The 17,075-nt window shown below is 56.7% G+C and carries 15 protein-coding genes; 13 read left to right on the top strand and 2 right to left on the bottom strand.

The genetic code is table 11. The features are described from left to right. Position 1: 1 nt before the first annotated feature. From B0B09_RS13475 to B0B09_RS13430, 11 genes are all read left to right on the top strand, one after another. Positions 2-2,965: a formate dehydrogenase subunit alpha gene (locus B0B09_RS13475; protein ID WP_076660490.1), complete on the top strand. Its 2,964-nt coding sequence runs from the start codon at positions 2-4 to the stop codon at positions 2,963-2,965. Positions 2,966-2,977: 12 nt separating this feature from the next. Continuing rightward, a complete protein-coding gene (gene fdh3B / locus B0B09_RS13470) occupies positions 2,978-3,571 on the top strand; it encodes a formate dehydrogenase FDH3 subunit beta (RefSeq protein WP_055295457.1) in 594 nt (197 codons plus the stop codon). An 82-nt stretch (positions 3,572-3,653) separates the two neighbouring features. After that, positions 3,654-4,835 carry a formate dehydrogenase subunit gamma gene (locus tag B0B09_RS13465; protein WP_076660489.1) on the top strand — a complete coding sequence of 394 codons (1,182 nt, stop codon included), beginning with the start codon at positions 3,654-3,656 and terminating at the stop codon, positions 4,833-4,835. Between the two features lie 4 nt (positions 4,836-4,839). Then, complete coding sequence (locus tag B0B09_RS18180) at positions 4,840-4,971, top strand: hypothetical protein (RefSeq protein ID WP_278247286.1); 132 nt, start codon at positions 4,840-4,842, stop codon at positions 4,969-4,971. Between the two features lie 246 nt (positions 4,972-5,217). Continuing rightward, positions 5,218-5,997, top strand: a complete 780-nt coding sequence (locus tag B0B09_RS13460; protein ID WP_076660488.1) for a transglutaminase-like domain-containing protein — start codon at positions 5,218-5,220, stop codon at positions 5,995-5,997. Positions 5,998-6,055: 58 nt separating this feature from the next. Beyond that, positions 6,056-7,483: a circularly permuted type 2 ATP-grasp protein gene (locus B0B09_RS13455; protein WP_076660487.1), complete on the top strand. Its 1,428-nt coding sequence runs from the start codon at positions 6,056-6,058 to the stop codon at positions 7,481-7,483. Between the two features lie 3 nt (positions 7,484-7,486). Further along, the gene (locus B0B09_RS13450; RefSeq protein WP_076660486.1) at positions 7,487-8,428 is read left to right on the top strand and encodes an alpha-E domain-containing protein; all 942 of its coding nucleotides are present in this window, start codon (positions 7,487-7,489) and stop codon (positions 8,426-8,428) included. A gap of 13 nt (positions 8,429-8,441) precedes the next feature. Beyond that, positions 8,442-9,239 (top strand): transglutaminase family protein, encoded by a 798-nt coding sequence (locus B0B09_RS13445; RefSeq protein ID WP_076660485.1) that lies wholly within the window; start codon positions 8,442-8,444, stop codon positions 9,237-9,239. 48 nt (positions 9,240-9,287) lie between these two features. Next, complete coding sequence (locus B0B09_RS13440; RefSeq protein WP_055295446.1) at positions 9,288-10,022, top strand: proteasome-type protease; 735 nt, start codon at positions 9,288-9,290, stop codon at positions 10,020-10,022. Positions 10,023-10,034: 12 nt separating this feature from the next. Continuing rightward, positions 10,035-11,474 carry an alpha/beta hydrolase gene (locus B0B09_RS13435; protein WP_076660484.1) on the top strand — a complete coding sequence of 480 codons (1,440 nt, stop codon included), beginning with the start codon at positions 10,035-10,037 and terminating at the stop codon, positions 11,472-11,474. Between the two features lie 139 nt (positions 11,475-11,613). Next, on the top strand, positions 11,614-13,839 hold the full coding sequence (locus tag B0B09_RS13430; RefSeq protein ID WP_076660483.1) for an NADP-dependent isocitrate dehydrogenase: 2,226 nt from the start codon (positions 11,614-11,616) through the stop codon (positions 13,837-13,839). Positions 13,840-13,904: 65 nt separating this feature from the next. Here B0B09_RS13430 and B0B09_RS13425 read toward each other — a convergent pair whose 3' ends face one another. Continuing rightward, positions 13,905-14,732 (bottom strand): DUF481 domain-containing protein, encoded by an 828-nt coding sequence (locus B0B09_RS13425; RefSeq protein ID WP_055295442.1) that lies wholly within the window; start codon positions 14,730-14,732, stop codon positions 13,905-13,907. Positions 14,733-14,858: 126 nt separating this feature from the next. After that, positions 14,859-15,785, bottom strand: coding sequence for a LysR family transcriptional regulator (locus tag B0B09_RS13420; protein WP_076660482.1), 927 nt, complete (start codon positions 15,783-15,785; stop codon positions 14,859-14,861). A 9-nt stretch (positions 15,786-15,794) separates the two neighbouring features. On the opposite strand from B0B09_RS13420, the gene B0B09_RS17795 reads away from it, so the two are divergent. Beyond that, entirely contained in the window at positions 15,795-16,028 is a 234-nt protein-coding gene (locus B0B09_RS17795; RefSeq protein ID WP_131825029.1) for a hypothetical protein, read from the top strand. A gap of 73 nt (positions 16,029-16,101) precedes the next feature. Then, positions 16,102-17,061 carry a TRAP transporter substrate-binding protein gene (locus B0B09_RS13415; protein WP_076660678.1) on the top strand — a complete coding sequence of 320 codons (960 nt, stop codon included), beginning with the start codon at positions 16,102-16,104 and terminating at the stop codon, positions 17,059-17,061. Positions 17,062-17,075 lie beyond the last annotated feature (14 nt).

Below are 17,075 nucleotides of genomic sequence, written 5' to 3'. Positions count from 1 at the left end.
AATGCTGAGGAAAAAGACCAACGGGTATACACGCCGGTCCGGTCGTTCGCCGATTACGGTGAACACAGGTGCCAAAGGAATTGACCGTCGCGGGTTCTTGCGCGGATCCGGCCTTGCCATCGGTGGCTTGGCTGCGATTGCCGCAACAGGCGGCAGTGTGACCCAAGCAACAGCACAACAGGCCGCGACACGCGCCGTTGAAAGCATCAAATCGGTTTGTACGCACTGCTCGGTCGGTTGTACCGTGATCGCAGAAGTCGATAACGGCGTCTGGACAGGGCAAGAGCCCGGCTGGGACAGCCCGTTCAACCTCGGGGCACACTGCGCCAAAGGTGCTGCGGTCCGTGAGCACGCCCATGGCGAGCGCCGCCTGAAATACCCGATGAAGAAAGAAAACGGCGAGTGGGTCCGCATCAGCTGGGAAACCGCGATCAACGAGATCGGCGACGGCATGATGAAAATCCGCGAAGAAAGCGGGCCGGACTCTGTGTATTGGCTGGGCTCTGCCAAGAGCAACAACGAACAGGCCTATCTGTTCCGCAAATTCGCTGCCTACTGGGGCACAAACAACGTCGACCACCAGGCGCGTATTTGCCACTCGACCACTGTTGCCGGCGTGGCGAACACATGGGGCTACGGCGCCATGACCAACAGCTACAACGACATCCATAACTCCAAAGCGATGTTCCTGATTGGCGGCAACCCGGCCGAGGCGCACCCTGTGTCCCTGCTGCACATGCTGAAAGCCAAAGAGCAGAACAACGCACCATTGATCGTATGTGACCCACGGTTCACCCGCACAGCGGCCCATGCCGATGAATATGTCCGCTTCCGGCCCGGCACTGACGTGGCTTTGGTCTGGGGCATCCTGTGGCACATCTTTGAAAACGGCTGGGAGGATCAGGAATTCATCCGCACCCGTGTCTGGGGCATGGACGAGATCAAGATCGAAGTGGCCAAGTGGACACCTGAAGAGGTCGAGCGCGTCACCGGCGCACCCGGCAGCCAGCTGGAGCGCGTCGCACGCACCCTCGCCAACAACCGCCCCGGCACCGTGATCTGGTGCATGGGTGGCACACAGCACACCAACGGCAACAACAACACCCGCGCTTACTGCATCTTGCAGCTGGCTCTGGGTAACATGGGCGTCGCCGGTGGTGGCACCAACATCTTCCGTGGCCACGATAACGTGCAGGGTGCAACCGACCTTGGCGTTCTGGCCGATACGCTGCCAGGCTACTACGGCCTTGCACCAGGATCATGGGCGCACTGGGCGCGCGTGTGGGAAGAAGACCTTGACTGGCTCAAGGGCCGGTTCTCGGAAGCGTCTTACGGCGATACATCCATGATGAACCTGACAGGTATTCCCGTAAGCCGATGGATTGATGGCGTGTTGGAAGATGCCGAAAACATCGACCAGCCCGACAACACCCGTGCGATGGTGCTTTGGGGCCATGCGCCGAACTCTCAGACCCGTCAGAAAGAGATGAAGACGGCGATGGAGAAACTCGACATGCTTGTCGTGGTTGACCCTTATCCGACAGTGACGGCTGTTCTGCAGGACCGGACAGACGGTGTTTACCTGCTGCCGGCATGTACACAGTTCGAAACGCGTGGTTCTGTGACGGCGTCGAACCGGTCGCTGCAGTGGCGTGACAAAGTCGTCGAGCCTCTGTTTGAATCGCTGCCTGATCACACAATCATGGCGATGTTTGCTGAAAAGTTCGGCTTCCACGACAAGATTTTCCGCAACATCGCGATCGACGAGGGCGGCGAGCCCAACATTGAGGACATCACCCGCGAGTTTAACCGCGGCATGTGGACCATCGGCTACACTGGCCAGAGCCCTGAGCGTCTCAAGATGCACATGGCCAACCAGCACACCTTTGACCGCACCACACTGCGGGCTGTCGGTGGTCCGGCTGACGGTGACTTCTACGGCATGCCTTGGCCATGCTGGGGCACACCCGAGATGAACCACCCGGGCACGGCAAACCTTTATGACATGTCGATGCCGGTCGCCGAAGGCGGTCTGACATTCCGCGCTCGCTTTGGGGTGGAACGCGATGGTGAAAACCTGCTGGCCGAGGGCGTGTTTACCCCCGGGTCGCAGATCGAGGATGGTTATCCAGAATTCACCATGCAGATGCTGATCGACCTTGGCTGGGACGGTGATCTGACCGCCGAGGAACGCGCGTCAATCGAACAGGTCGCAGGCTACATGAAGCCGGGAATGGCCGAAACGGGCGAGCAGTCGCAGACAGGCGAAATTGCATCCGACTACGCAGCCAAGGTTGGTGGCGTGAACTGGAAAACCGACCTTTCGGGCGGCATTCAACGCGTCGCAATTGCACGTGGTTGTGCGCCATTTGGCAACGCCAAGGCGCGGGCAGTGGTCTGGACATTCCCTGACCCTGTGCCAATCCACCGCGAACCGCTCTACACCAACCGCCGCGATCTGGTCGCTGAATATCCGACCTATGCGGATAAGAAGTTCTGGCGCGTGCCGACCATGTATGCCTCAATTCAGGAAAACGATTTCTCGCAAGAGTATCCGATCATCCTGACCTCGGGCCGCCTGGTTGAATACGAAGGTGGCGGGGATGAAACCCGTTCGAACCCATGGCTGGCCGAATTGCAGCAGGACATGTTCATCGAGATCAACACACGCGACGCCAACAACCTTGGTGTCCGTGACGGTGCACAGGTCTGGGTTGAAGGCCCCGAAGGCGGCAAGGTCAAGGTTATGGCCATGGTCACCGAACGGGTTGGCGAAGGCGTGGCGTTCATGCCATTCCACTTTGGTGGACACATGGAGGGCGTCGATCTGCGGGACAAATATCCTGAAGGTGCCGACCCATACGTCTTGGGCGAATCCACCAACACCGCACAAACCTATGGCTATGACAGCGTAACCCAGATGCAAGAGACCAAAGCGACTCTTTGCAAAATCTGGACAGCATAAGGGAGAAGTAGAATGGCTAGAGCAAAATTTCTCGTTGATGCTGAACGCTGCATCGAATGTAACGCCTGCGTCACTGCATGTAAGAACGAACATGAGGTGCCTTGGGGTATCAACCGCCGCAAAGTTGTCACAATCAATGACGGCAAGCCCGGCGAGCGGTCGATCTCGGTCGCATGTATGCATTGCTCGGATGCACCGTGCATGGCGGTTTGTCCGGTAGACTGTTTCTACCAGACAGCCGACGGTGTTGTGTTGCACTCCAAAGACCTGTGCATCGGGTGTGGCTATTGCTTCTACGCGTGTCCGTTCGGCGCGCCGCAATTCCCGCAGGCGGGCAACTTTGGCTCACGCGGCAAGATGGACAAATGTACCTTCTGCGCTGGTGGTCCCGAAGAGAACAACTCGACAGCCGAGTTCGCCAAATACGGCCGGAACCGGATTGCCGAGGGCAAGCTGCCGATCTGCGCCGAAATGTGCGCAACCAAGGCGTTGCTGGCCGGTGATGGCGACACAGTGTCCGACATCTACCGCGAGCGTGTCGTGGCCCGTGGTTTCGGGTCCGGCGCTTGGGGTTGGGGCACGGCTTACGACCAAAAAGGCGGCTAATCGCCCCTTTTGCGAGATGCAAATAAAAGGGGCGGCCTTTTCACGGGCCGCCCTTCTTTGATTAGCCAAAGAGGATTTCTCAATGCTGCGTCTGATGACAGTTTTCGCATTGCTATTCGCCATGACAGCGCCCGCATCGGCGCAAGAGGCCACCGAAGATCCGCGCGCAGCCACTGGCGGTGCGCAAACATTGGAAGATATCCTGCGCCGTCAGGAAGGTCTGGTCATGGATGACAGTTTCCGGAGTGATGTGACTGGCAACCCCGAAAATGCCGCACCGATTACCGATCAGCTTGGCACCTTGGGTGGCGCCTCCGATCCCGATTTATGGCGCGCATACCGCTATGAAGTTGCCGATCTGACCACGCAGGCACGCGGGCCTGCGGTCACGACAATGATCCAGGACCGTGGGATGTGGTGGCAGGCTTTCCGCGAAGGACCACTGGTTTTAATGACGGCGGCTTTGCTGGGCGGCACGCTTGTGCTGCTGACGCTGTTCTATCTGATCCGTGGGCGCATCCGTATTCACGGCGAAAAGACAGGACGGACGATTACACGCTTCAAGGCGTTCGAACGTTTTGGCCACTGGCTATTGGCATCGTCGTTTATCCTGCTTGGGCTCACCGGACTGATATCGCTGTTGGGCCGCAAGGTTCTGATCCCCACCTTTGGGCATGAGGCCTTTTCTGGTTTGGCAATCGCCAGCAAATGGATTCACAACAACGTCTCTTGGGCTTTCATGCTGGCGCTTGTGATCGTCTTTGTCGTCTGGGTCGTACATAACATCCCCGACCGCACCGATCTGAGATGGCTTGCAAAAGCGGGCGGTTTGTTTGGCGGCGATCACCCCCCCGCGAAAAAGTTCAACGCAGGTCAAAAGCTGATCTTCTGGGCGGTGATTGTGCTCGGAACCTCGATTTCGGCCTCTGGTATTTCGTTGCTGTTCCCATTCGAATTCAACATGTTTGCGCACACATTCTCGGTCATCAATGGCTGGGGCGTGCCGGGGTGGTTCGGCCTGCCTGATTTGCCCTACCCGCTGTTGCCACACGAAGAGATGCAGTTCGCCCAACTTTGGCACGCAATTGTCAGCCTTGTCCTGACCGCAATCATCTTTGCACATATCTATCTTGGGTCCGTCGGCATGGAAGGCGCCTTTGATGCGATGGGCAAAGGCGAGGTCGAAGAACAATGGGCCCGCGAGCACCACAGCATCTGGGCCGATGAGGTGCTGAACGCCAAACCCTCCAAGAGCGAGGCATAGCACGATGAAAGCTTTCCTGATCTCTCTGGTGGCACTGATCATCATCACGGTGGGCGCGAATCAGATCCTGATGCGTGTCGGCCCGTCCAGCGCTGAAGCCACCGTTTCAAACGACAACGTGCGCCTGTCAGACTAACGATCTGTCAAATACGACGAAACACAGGGCCCTACGGGGCCCTGTTTTACATCTGTAAAAGGGGATTTGCGCATCGCTATAGAAAACGATACCAGCCGGATAAAGCGATGGGGCCAAGGGGAGGCCTTGATCCGCGATACCAACATCTAAACCCTATTTCCTGTCTCTGGCGCAGCGTTGAGGATGCACTCCTTCGCCGCGTCTATGGCGGGGTGTGGTGGTTATCGAGAAAGGAAAGGCCTCAGGGTGCTCATCTCCATCAAGACACATCTCAGCTACACCACGGCCACCTCCTGTAGCCTGCTGCTTCAGATCGAGGCAGCGCAGGATATCGCGCAGGTCTGCGAAAGCAGTCACTTCACCACGAATAAAGAAATCTACTGGAACATCATTCCGGGCGAAGAGAACATCGGTTTGCGTCGCTGGGGGCGGATCGAACAGGCATTCGAGTGCGTCTACGAGGCCAAGGTACGCGTGCAGCGCCCTGCATCCGATCTGGCGCATCTTGCGGCCCATGATGTCACGCAATTGCCCAGTGACGTGACCAAGTTTCTAATGCCCTCGCGCTATTGCTTTCCCGAAGCTTTCCTTGGCTTTGTCCCCGAACAATTCGGGTCACTCGCGGGTGGCGCGCTGATCGCGCAGATGAGCGACTGGATCAGAGAGAACTTTACTTACGACATCTGCGCCAGCAACGCGCTGACCACCGCGACCGATAGCTTTCAGGCGCGGCGCGGCGTCTGTCGCGATTACGCGCATGTATTGATTGGCATGGCACGCTCTGCTGGCATCCCAGCGCGGATTGCCAGTGCCTATGGGCCGGCTGTGGATCCGCAGGATTTCCATGCCGTCGCCGAGGTGTTTCTGGACGGTGCATGGCACATCGTAGACCCCACAGGCATGGCCCACCCAAGCGAGATTGTCCGCATCGGTGTCGGGCGTGACGCGGCTGATGTGTCGTTCATGACGTCCTATGGTTGGATGGAGATGAAAAAACAGTCAGTTGATGTTTCTTTCATCGGATGAAACAGCAGGGAGCCCGTCATCTGCTTGCAACTCCTTTTACGTACGTTAGGTTGATCGCATGAGTACAGATAGACAGCACTTTGATGAGATGCTTTTGGGCGAGGCAGGCGTGCGCGCCCCTTATGCCGAATATCAAGAGTGGTTCTCGCATGAAGACGTATCGCGCCTTTCCAAAAAGTCGAAAGAGGCAGAAGCCTTCTTTCGCAGGACGGGTATTACCTTCAACGTTTACGGTCAGGCGGCGGCGCAAGAACGGCTGATCCCCTTTGATCTGATCCCGCGGATCATCGCGAACCGCGAATGGACAAAGCTGTCGAAAGGCATCGAACAGCGCGTGCGCGGTGTGAACGCCTTTTTGCATGATATCTACCACCGTCAGGAAATTCTGCGCGCCGGTGTGGTGCCGATTGACCTGATCGCGAAAAACGCCGCGTTCCTGCCGCAGATGATGGGCGTGACACCGCCGGGAAATGTTTACACGCATATTGTGGGCACCGATATCGTGCGCACCGGCGAAGATGACTTCTTTGTGCTGGAAGACAACGCGCGCACCCCGTCCGGCGTGTCTTACATGCTCGAAAATCGCGAAACGATGCTGCAAATGTTCCCTGAACTGTTCAGCCAGATCAAGGTACAGCCGGTCAGCGATTACCCCAAGAACCTGCGCCGGTCCCTTGCGGCCTGCGCACCGGCGGGATGCAATGGCAAACCGACGGTCGCGATCCTGACGCCGGGTATCCATAACTCGGCTTATTTTGAGCATTCATTCCTTGCCGATCAAATGGGCGTGGAACTGGTCGAGGGGCATGATCTGCGCGTTGTCGACGGCCATATCGCGATGCGCACGACCGAAGGGTATAAAACTATCGACGTGCTCTATCGGCGTGTTGACGATGATTACCTTGATCCGCTGAACTTCCGCCCGGATTCTATGTTGGGTGTGCCCGGCATCATGGATGTCTACCGTGCCGGCAATATCACTATCGCCAACGCCCCCGGCACAGGTATTGCCGATGACAAAGCGATCTATTCCTACATGCCTGACATCATCGAGTTTTATACCGGTGAAAAGGCGATCCTGAAGAACGTCCAGACCTTCCGCTGTTCCGAACCTGATGCGTTGAAATACGTGCTCGATAACCTCGCTGATCTGGTGGTGAAAGAAGTGCACGGATCAGGTGGTTACGGCATGCTGGTTGGCCCCGCCGCATCAAAGAAGGAATTGGCGGCATTCGCAGCGAAACTGCGAAGATCTCCCGGCAATTATATCGCGCAGCCGACACTGTCGTTGTCGACCGTTCCGATCTTTACCAAGAAGGGCCTTGCCCCCCGCCACGTCGATCTGCGGCCCTTTGCGCTGGTGTCGCCTGACGGCATGAACATCACACCCGGTGGTTTGACACGCGTTGCGTTGAAAGCCGGATCACTGGTGGTGAATTCCAGCCAGGGCGGCGGCACAAAAGACACTTGGGTTTTGGAGGACTAGGCGATGCTTGGAAAAACCGCAGGTGGGCTGTACTGGATGTTCCGCTTTCTGGAACGCAGTGAAAATACCGCACGACTGGTTGAGGCGGGGTTCCGGATTGCCCTGACGCGATCGTCAGACCCTGAATCAGAGTGGAAGTCCGTTCTGACAACCGCCGGTGTGCGGATGAACTATGACCAGAAATATGATGGTTATACCGCACTGGATGCGATTGATTTCCTGCTGCGTGATACCGACAACCCGTCAAGTGTCATGTCGTCGATCAACAACGCGCGCACCAACGCGCGGATGGTGCGCACGGCACTGACAACCGAAGTCTGGGAGGCCGTGAACGAAAGCTGGATGGCCATGAAGGCGGCGTTGAAATTGCCCGTCACACAGGCAAAACTGCCAGAAGTTCTGGGTGAAATCCGCCGCCATACTGCTCTCGTGCGGGGCGCGTTACATGGCACCATGCTGCGCAATGATATCTTCGACTTTTCCCAGCTTGGTATCGCGATTGAGCGGGCAGATAACACCGCGCGGATCATCGACGTAAAGTATTATACGCTGCTGCCATCAGCCAGTTTCGTCGGCTCTGCCCTTGATAACGTGCAGTGGGAAACGATCCTGCGGTCGGTGTCGGCCTACCGGTCATTCCGGTGGCTGAACAACGACGATATCTCACCGATGAGCATTGCGGACTTTTTGATTTTCGACAGCCGCTTTCCGCGGTCCCTGTCATTCTGTAGCCGGATCCTTGATGAAAACCTAGGCTATCTGGCCAAGGACTATGGGAGTCGCCTGCCATGTCATGACATGATCGAAGCCCAGCGCGACAGACTGCGCGCCAGCACGATTGAAACGGTCTTTGATGAGGGGCTGCACGAATTCATCACCTCGTTCATCCGTGAAAACAACGCGATCGGGCTTCAGATCGAACAAGACTACAGTTTTGTAGGATAGGTATTTTCAGACCATGAGACTCAGTATCAGACATGCAACGAAATATACCTATGACGCGCCTGTGTCCTATGGGCTGCAACAGGTGCGGTTGACACCTGTCAATTCCAGCCATCAGACGGTTCATAACTGGACGGTCGCGGTGACAGGCGGCACCAAAGAACTGACGTTCGAGGACCATTATCAGAACCAGACCATTCTGGTGCGGGCCGATAAGGGTGCTACCGAAGTTACGGTCGAGGTGTCCGGCGAGGTCGAGACTCATACGAATGATGGCATTTTTGGCAAGACCTACGGCACCGCGCCGCTGTGGCATTTCAAGCAAAGCACACGGCGGACCGAGGCGGGCAAAGGCATCCGCAAGCTGGCGAAGACTTTGGAAAAAGCGCCCAATGTACTTGATGGGCTGCACGCGTTGTCACACGCGATCACCGCGGCGGCACCTTACGGCCAAGCCGTAACCTATTCCGGCACCACAGCAGAAGAGGCGCTGATGGCCGGTGGTGGTGTCTGTCAGGATCATGCGCAGATTTTTATATCGGCAGCGCGCCTTGCGGGTGTGCCAGCACGCTATGTCAGCGGTTATCTGATGATGAATGACCGCATCGACCAAGACGCGAGCCATGCATGGGCGGAGGCGTATATCGATGAGCTTGGCTGGGTCGGTTTTGACGTATCCAACGGTTATTCGCCCGACGAGCGCTATGTGAGGATCGCAACAGGTCTGGATTCGCGCGATGCATCCCCGGTTACCGGCGTGCGTTTGGGGTCTGCATCAGAAGCAATGATTGTATCGCTTCAAATTCAGCAGTAGATGCATATTTGAATGCTGGATTTCTCTTAACGGTACTGGACCACTGAATTGACATACTGTGTTGGGCTTCGCCTGAATAAGGGACTGGTCTTTATGTCCGACACCCGCACCAATGCCGGTGTAGATAACTTTTCTGTCACCCGCAAAATGTTCACATGGAACACGCCCGGTGAACGGGTCATCACCCTGATGACCGCGGGGAACCTTGCCACGACACAGGCCCTCGTCAGCCTTCTGGACGAGCGATCAAAGGCGACAGCGGAACGTAACCCCACTTTGCTGGAACTGCCGACGATGTTCCAGGTGGCACGCTTGGTCGGCGCCACTTTGAAAGAAGTCATCGAGGAAAGCGGGCCTGACGGGCAGGAAGCCTCGACCAAGTTCCGCGCATCGGTCATCCTTGGTGGTCAGATCAAAGGTGGCAAGCCCACGCTGTTCCTGATCTATCCAGAGGGCAATTTCATCGAAATTACCGAAGACAGCCCGTTCTTCCAGATTGGTGAAGCCAAATATGGCAAGCCGATTTTGGTGCGCGCCTATGATCCGGACATGAGTTTCGAAGATACAATCAAGCTCTTGCTGGTCTCTTTTGACAGCACGATCAAGGCGAACCTTTCAGTGGGGCTGCCACTTGATCTGCAAATCTATGAGGCGGACAGTTTCAAGGTGACAGAACGCCCGCGGATTGAGGCTGATGACCCGTATTTCCAACATATTTCAAATAGTTGGGGCGAGGCTTTGCGCACCGCATTGGCGCAGCTTCCCAGCTATCAGGCTGACTAGCGGCACCGCAAGATGAAGGCGGTTCTGGCCCTCATCGCGGTGGTCCTTTCGCTTTTCGTGCTGGAAACCGCCCGTCAGGGTGTCAGCATCACGCATTTCGCAGTCGGCGAAACACCCGCGACAAGATATGCGCGCGCAGGCGCGGATGGCCCTTCCGTAGTGGTTGCGCATGGCTTTGCCGGATCGCAGCAGATGATGCAGGGCTATGCTTTGCCACTCGCTCAGGCAGGGTATCAGGTCTACGCCTTTGAATTCCTCGGGCATGGGCGACACAAACAACCGATGTCGGGCGATGTGAACGCGTTGGATGGCACGACCCGTTTGTTGGTAGCGCAAACAAGCGCAGTCATCGACAGCATTGATGCGGGCGGTGTGCCAGTTGCGCTCTTGGGGCATTCCATGGCGACCGATATCCTCGCCCGTGTTGCGCAAGAGCGTGATGATATTGGCCCTCTGGTTCTGGTTTCGGCGTTTTCGCAGGTGATTGATGCCAACACCCCGCCCGATCTGCTCTTGATCACCGGAAGCTGGGAGCCAGGCCTGCGCGACTTTGCGCAAGAGGCCGTGCAGATGGTTGATCCGGCAGCCACCACAGGAGAGACCGTCACCGCCGGTGATCTGCGCCGCCGCGCTGTCATTGCGCCGTTCAGCGAACATGTCTCGGTCCTGCATAGCCGCGCGGGGCGGGCCGAAGCGGTCGCGTGGCTTGACGGCTTCTATGGGAGGCAATCACGGCCCATGATCTTGCCAACCGGGACAGCGATTTTGGGGCTTTTGATCGGAATTGTCCTGTTGTTCGGGCCGATTGCCAAGCGCCTGCCGCAGCAACAGATTGCGGTGTCAGAGATGGATCGCAAGCATTTGGCGGTTTTGTTGCTGGCCCCCATGGTGCTTACGCCCCTCATCGCCGTACCGCTTTCACCCAGTTTTTTGCCGGTCCTTGTGGCCGATTACCTTGGCCTGCACCTGTTGATCTTTGGGGGAATACAGCTTGCCCTGCTTTGGCATTGGCGGCATCCGATCGGGCCTTTCGGTTGGAGCGCTCTAGCGCTTCTGTTGCTGTGGTGCGCGCTTTTCGGTTTCTTGCTGGATCGTTATGCCGCAAATTTCCTGCCCACGCCCCAGCGGATCTGGATTATGGGCGTCCTCGCCCTTGGCGCCGTGCCCTATATGCTCGCTGATATGGTCTTGAGCGCACAATCAGCGTTCTGGCGCAGGCTGCTGGTCCGCCTTGCCTTCCTCATATCACTCGGCATCGCTGTCGCGTTGGACTTCGAGGGGCTGTTCTTTCTGATCATGATCGCGCCGGTACTTGTGCTTTTCTACGCAGTCTTCGGCACGATGGGGCGTCAAGTCGCACGCCGGTCGGGAGCCGCAACATCCGGAACAGCACTTGGATTGGTGCTCGCATGGGCACTAGGGGTCAGTTTTCCCTTGTTTGTCGGGTCATAATTCACTTTGTGTACAACAGTACACCAAAATGCATTCCCTTTCGAAGTCTGTTCCACTAGTGATGTGAATCAAACGCGTGCGGTTCTTTTCATGTAGGCCGCCTGCCTATGCAACACGACCAAACCACGAGGATATGCGCATGTCAGACCAGACCCTTCCCGATATCATTTACACGAAAACCGATGAAGCGCCGCAACTGGCGTCCGCGTCTTTGCTGCCGATCCTGCGCAGGTTTCTGGGCGAAGCGGATATCACCATCGGCACCAAGGATATCTCGCTTGCAGGCCGCATTCTGGCGTCATTCCCCGAGCGGTTGACCGACGCGCAAAAAGTGCCGGACGATCTGGCCTTGCTGGGCGAGGTTGTGAAAGACGCAAGCGCCAATGTGATCAAACTGCCCAACGTGTCGGCCTCTGTCCCACAGCTTGTGGCAGCGGTGAAGGAATTGCAGGGCCAAGGCTATGACATCCCCGATTACCCCGAAAACCCGCAGACCCCCGATGAGGTCGAGGCGCGCAAGCGCTATGACGCCGTCAAAGGCTCGGCCGTGAACCCCGTCCTGCGTGAAGGCAACTCGGATCGCCGTGCGCCGTCATCAGTAAAGGCATACGCCCGCGCCAACCCGCACCGCATGGGCGCGTGGTCAAAGGACAGCAAAACCTGTGTGTCTACCATGGCCGCCAATGATTTCTATTCGAACGAGACCTCGGTCACCTTGACCGATGCGCAGGCCGAAGGCCCGCTCAAAATCGAACACACTGCCGCCGATGGTACTGTCACGACATTGAAAGACGGCATCAAAATGCCGGCAGGCACGATTGTCGACGCGACGTTCATGTCAGCGAAGGCGCTCAAGGCGTTCTATCACGCGCAGATCGAAAAGACGCTGGCTGATGGCACGCTGTTCTCATTGCACCTGAAAGCCACGATGATGAAGGTCTCTGACCCGATCCTGTTTGGCCATGCGGTTGTCGCCTATTTGCAGCCCGTCTTTGACCGCCATGCCGATGCTTTTGCCGCTGCGGGCGTGGGCCCGAATGCGGGCTTTGGCACGATGTTCAATGCAATCGCGCAAATGCCGAACGGCGCCGAGATCAAGGCCGAAATCGACGCGGTACTGGCCGAACGCCCGCCGCTTTACATGGTGAACTCTGACCGCGGCATCACAAACCTGCATGTGCCCTCTGACGTAATTATTGACGCGTCAATGCCTGCGGTGATCCGCGCAGGCGGCAAGGGCTGGGGCCCTGACGGCGCAGAGGCCGACACAAACTGTGTGATCCCCGATAGCTCTTATGCGCCAGTCTATGAGGCATCCGTGAACTTCTGCAAAGAGAACGGCGCGCTTGATCCGGTAACGGCAGGCACTGTGCAAAACGTCGGTCTGATGGCGCAGAAGGCCGAGGAATACGGCTCTCACCCCACGACTTTCGAAATTCCGCAGGACGGCACCATGCGTGTGATTGCAGGCAATGGTGACGTGCTGCACACACATGCGGTTGAGGCGGGCGATATCTGGCGCATGGCCTCGGCACGTCGCGCACCGATTGAAAACTGGATCCAGCTTGCGATTGACCGGATGCAGGCGACAGGGTTTGAGACCATCTTCTGGCTTGACCGGAACCGCGCGCACGATGCTGAATTGCTGAAGTACGTGGAACCCGCCTTGGCCAAGGCGGGTTTGACAGATGCCGTAAAAATCATGGCCCCGCGCGAGGCGACATCAAGGTCGTTCGAACTGATCTATCAAGGCAAGGATACGATTGCCGTCACAGGCAACGTTCTGCGCGATTATCTGACCGACCTGTTCCCGATCCTTGAGGTCGGCACATCGGCCAAGATGCTGTCAGTTGTGAAACTGATGCAAGGTGGCGGCCTGTTCGAAACCGGCGCTGGTGGTTCCGCGCCCAAGCACGTCGAGCAACTGGTCAACGAAAACCACCTGCGCTGGGACAGCCTGGGTGAGTTCTGCGCCTTGGGTGAAAGCCTGCGCTTCCTTGGCAACGCGCAAAACAAAGCTGCGGCAAATGTCTTGGGCAATGCGGTAGATGCCGCGACAGAAAAACTGCTCTCCGAGGGTCATTCACCCCAGCGTAAAGCGGGCCAACCCGACAACCGCCACAGCCACTATTGGTTCGCACGCTACTGGGCGGAAGCATTGGCCGCGCAAACGACTGATGCTGCGTTGGCCGCAAAAATCGCGCCTCTTGCAGCGGAACTGGCCCAAAACGAAACGGCGATCCTCAGCGAGTTGTCGCAAGGTCAGGGCCATGCAGTTGATCTGGGCGGGTACTACAACACTTCGGACGCGCTTGCCGCTGCCGCGATGCGCCCCTCGGCGACATTGAACGCGCTGATCGACTAAGCCAAAACGACTTTGGGGGCGGATTGCTCCGCCCCCATCTGTGTCGCTTGGTCGGGTCTTCGGTCTTAGTTGAACGAATAGACGAGCGAGACACCAAAGGTATTGTCTGTATCTTCTGCTGTACCGGGCTCGGTGTGGAACTCGGTCAGGATGCTTGTGCGCAGAGCCAGTGTTTCGGTCATGGACACATTCATCGCCAGATCGTTGAAGACAACTGTGTCTGATTCTGACCAGATGATATCCGTGTCATTGGTAAAGAACACAGTCTCGGTCAGCTTTTGTGCATAGTCAGAGGACACGCCGAATGCAGCTTCGCTTACATCACCGTCGGTAATGTCATTGAGTTCCGCAAAACGATAGCCTGGGCCAGCCTGAAGTGACCACTGGCGATCAGCCTCGTTAAAGACGCGGTAACCCGCACCAAAGCTGGCGAACGTATCGGTTTCATACTGTGCATCTGTCGCACTGTCAGCAGACCCTTGCAGTTTGGCAAAGCCAAAGAACTGTGGGTTCAGGTCGCGTGTGTACTCGAGCCCGTAGAACAGGCTTTCTTCCGAGGCAGTGTCATCATCGTCGCTGTAAGCATAGTTCAGCTGCAGCTCGACACCGTTCGGACCAAACACATAGTTCATGTCAGTGCCGATACCGATATTGACGGATTCGGTGTTGCCGCTTTGTGCGATACCGCGCAATGCAACGGAACCGGTAAAGCCCTGTGGGCGGCCTTCGTTGCCGAAACGGTCCAGTTCACGCTCTGCGTCGTCTTCGATGGCTTCGATCAGGTCTTCATTCAGATCACCTGCAACCGTGTCACGACCGATCAGGTTTTGTGCTGATACGGAGGTCGCCAGAATTGTCGTGACAGCCGCTACGATAAATACATTCTTTGTCATGGGTCTATCCTTTCCCAAGTCAGTGACCCGCACCGTCATTGGCGCGGAAGCGTCTTTTGCTGAGAGGATATCTAGGGAAAAACTATACCTAAGAGAAATTCAAAATAATCATACTTAAAACGATTTTTACTCATTCTCACCAAGTACCACGATCGTCTTATCTTCGCTGATCGCCCGCAGTTGCTCGAGTACTGCCTGACTGTCTGCTTCGGCCCCATCAGCAACCTGGGCCAATGTTGATTTTGCAATCTCGGCAATCTCGGGGTCGAGGTCATCGCGCCAAACTGCCCAAACCGGATAGGGAAAACGGGGCGCATCCGCGACGAGGTGAAGTTGCCCGCTATCAAGGTATTTCTTCACGTAGCGCGCGGGCAGATAGGCGGAAGCTTTGCGATTGACGATATATTCCGCAACCATAGCGCCTAACGAAAACGTCAGGCCCGGATTGGTGAGTGCGGGCAAGGCCAGTGCATGCGCCCCGACAAACTCGGGGCCCCAATCAACAAAGACATAGTCCAGAAGGTTCTCGATATCTGCATCAGGATATGACGCAACCATCACCAGTTCTTCGTCCATGACCTCTTCTGCGGAAAGGCCTGGTCTGATTTGCGGCATGTAGAGGAGGCCGACATGCATGATGCCCTCGATCAGAAATCGGGTCAGGCGATCAGGCATCCCGATTTCAGCGCGGATATTCAGATCGGGGGCCGCTATCTCCAACCGGTCGATCCAGCGAAATCCAAGACGCGGCCAGAGTGAATATTGCGCACCAATTGTCAGGCTGCGCGTAAACCCCTCTGGAATAGCGACTTGCTGACGCGCCTCCTCCCAGACACGGATAATGGAAAGGGCATATCGCTCAAACTCTCGGCCTGCGCTGGTCAACTCGGCACCAGCCTTGGAGCGTGTGAACATCGGCTTGCCCAACGAATCTTCCAGTCGCTGAATACGCAAGGAGACGGCGGATTGGGTGACATAAAGACGCTCGGACGCGGAGACAAAAGATCCGGTGGCGGCGACTTCGAGAAAGGTTTTCAGCAGCGTAATGTCCATTTGACAAACATGAGTGTTTCTCAAGCAACGCACAACTATGCAGCACCGTCTTTGCAAGAAGAAAACAAATGGCACCTCAGGCCTGTACGCGCCACGAGGGACCATCTGTACCCGGTCTTGAATGACGAGATACTTTCGGAACGCAGGCGGCATTCACTTGTTTGGTTGCATGATTATTGTGCAGGTGACACTGCCGATAATCCTGAAAATCACAATTTTGTTGATTTGCATGAAAAACACTGACAATTTGTAAACGTAATGAATGCGAACAGATTCGGATCAACCGGACGCGCTTTGCCCAACACTGGAGATTGAAATGAAACACACAGTTATCTGCGCTGCCGCCATTGCGATGGCGACCACCGCAACCGCACAAAGCTGGGATATGCCCACGCCCTACGGCGATTCCACGTTCCACACCCAGAACATCATGCAATTTGCTGATGATCTGCGTGAAGCGACAGGTGGCGAACTTGATATCACGATCCACTCTGCGGGATCACTGTTTCCGCACTCGGAAATCAAAAGCGCCGTGCGCAACCGCTCCGTACCAATTGGAGAGTTCTTCCTTTCGACTCTGTCGAATGAAGATCTGGCCTTCGGTATCGACAGCCAACCCTTTGTCGCAACCAGCTATGAGGACGCGGCCACCCTGTGGGAAGCCCAGCGCCCTGTCATCACCGAACTGCTGGCCGAGCAAGGCCTGATGCCGCTGTTCTCTGTGCCGTGGCCACCACAAGGGCTCTATACAAACGGGGAAATCGCAGGCGTGGAAGATCTCAATGGGCTGCGTTTCCGTGCGTATAACGCCGCACTTGAAGAATTTGCGACCCTTGCAGGTGCAGCGCCTGTCCAGATCGAAGCATCCGACATCCCACAAGCCTTTGCCACGGGTCAGGTTGCGGCGATGATCACGTCACCCTCAACAGGTGTAAACTCGACCGCATGGGATTTTGTAACGCATTATTCCCCGATCAACGCATGGGTGCCGAAGAACATTGTCGTCGTGAACCAGCGCATGTTTGATGGCCTCGACGCAGAGACGCAGGCCGCTGTTATGGCAGCTGCTGCAACCGCGCAAACCCGCGGTTGGGAGATGTCTCAGGAAGAAGCGACAAGCATGACAGCCGCTTTGGCCGACAACGGAATTATCGTGTATGAGCCAAGCGCAGAACTGACCGAGGGGCTGCAGGCGATTGGCGCGACGATGCTGGACAACTGGAATGCCAACGCATCAGACAGCGCGAAGGCGATCCTGGAAGCCTACCAGAACTAAGCAATTAGACTGGC

Origin of the sequence: Yoonia rosea, from assembly GCF_900156505.1 — a bacterium.
GTDB lineage: Bacteria > Pseudomonadota > Alphaproteobacteria > Rhodobacterales > Rhodobacteraceae > Yoonia > Yoonia rosea.
This window is presented reverse-complemented; position numbering and strand designations above follow the sequence as displayed.

What these genes read in the sequence shown, in the direction of transcription:
- B0B09_RS13475 (WP_076660490.1), top strand. Translation starts at nt 2, where the DNA reads ATGCTGAGGAAAAAGACCAACGGGTATACACGCCGGTCCGGTCGTTCG.
- fdh3B (WP_055295457.1), top strand. Translation starts at nt 2,978, where the DNA reads ATGGCTAGAGCAAAATTTCTCGTTGATGCTGAACGCTGCATCGAATGT.
- B0B09_RS13465 (WP_076660489.1), top strand. Translation starts at nt 3,654, where the DNA reads ATGCTGCGTCTGATGACAGTTTTCGCATTGCTATTCGCCATGACAGCG.
- B0B09_RS18180 (WP_278247286.1), top strand. Translation starts at nt 4,840, where the DNA reads ATGAAAGCTTTCCTGATCTCTCTGGTGGCACTGATCATCATCACGGTG.
- B0B09_RS13455 (WP_076660487.1), top strand. Translation starts at nt 6,056, where the DNA reads ATGAGTACAGATAGACAGCACTTTGATGAGATGCTTTTGGGCGAGGCA.
- B0B09_RS13450 (WP_076660486.1), top strand. Translation starts at nt 7,487, where the DNA reads ATGCTTGGAAAAACCGCAGGTGGGCTGTACTGGATGTTCCGCTTTCTG.
- B0B09_RS13445 (WP_076660485.1), top strand. Translation starts at nt 8,442, where the DNA reads ATGAGACTCAGTATCAGACATGCAACGAAATATACCTATGACGCGCCT.
- B0B09_RS13435 (WP_076660484.1), top strand. Translation starts at nt 10,035, where the DNA reads ATGAAGGCGGTTCTGGCCCTCATCGCGGTGGTCCTTTCGCTTTTCGTG.
- B0B09_RS13430 (WP_076660483.1), top strand. Translation starts at nt 11,614, where the DNA reads ATGTCAGACCAGACCCTTCCCGATATCATTTACACGAAAACCGATGAA.
- B0B09_RS13425 (WP_055295442.1), bottom strand. Translation starts at nt 14,732, where the DNA reads ATGACAAAGAATGTATTTATCGTAGCGGCTGTCACGACAATTCTGGCG.
- B0B09_RS13420 (WP_076660482.1), bottom strand. Translation starts at nt 15,785, where the DNA reads ATGGACATTACGCTGCTGAAAACCTTTCTCGAAGTCGCCGCCACCGGA.
- B0B09_RS17795 (WP_131825029.1), top strand. Translation starts at nt 15,795, where the DNA reads ATGAGTGTTTCTCAAGCAACGCACAACTATGCAGCACCGTCTTTGCAA.
- B0B09_RS13415 (WP_076660678.1), top strand. Translation starts at nt 16,102, where the DNA reads ATGAAACACACAGTTATCTGCGCTGCCGCCATTGCGATGGCGACCACC.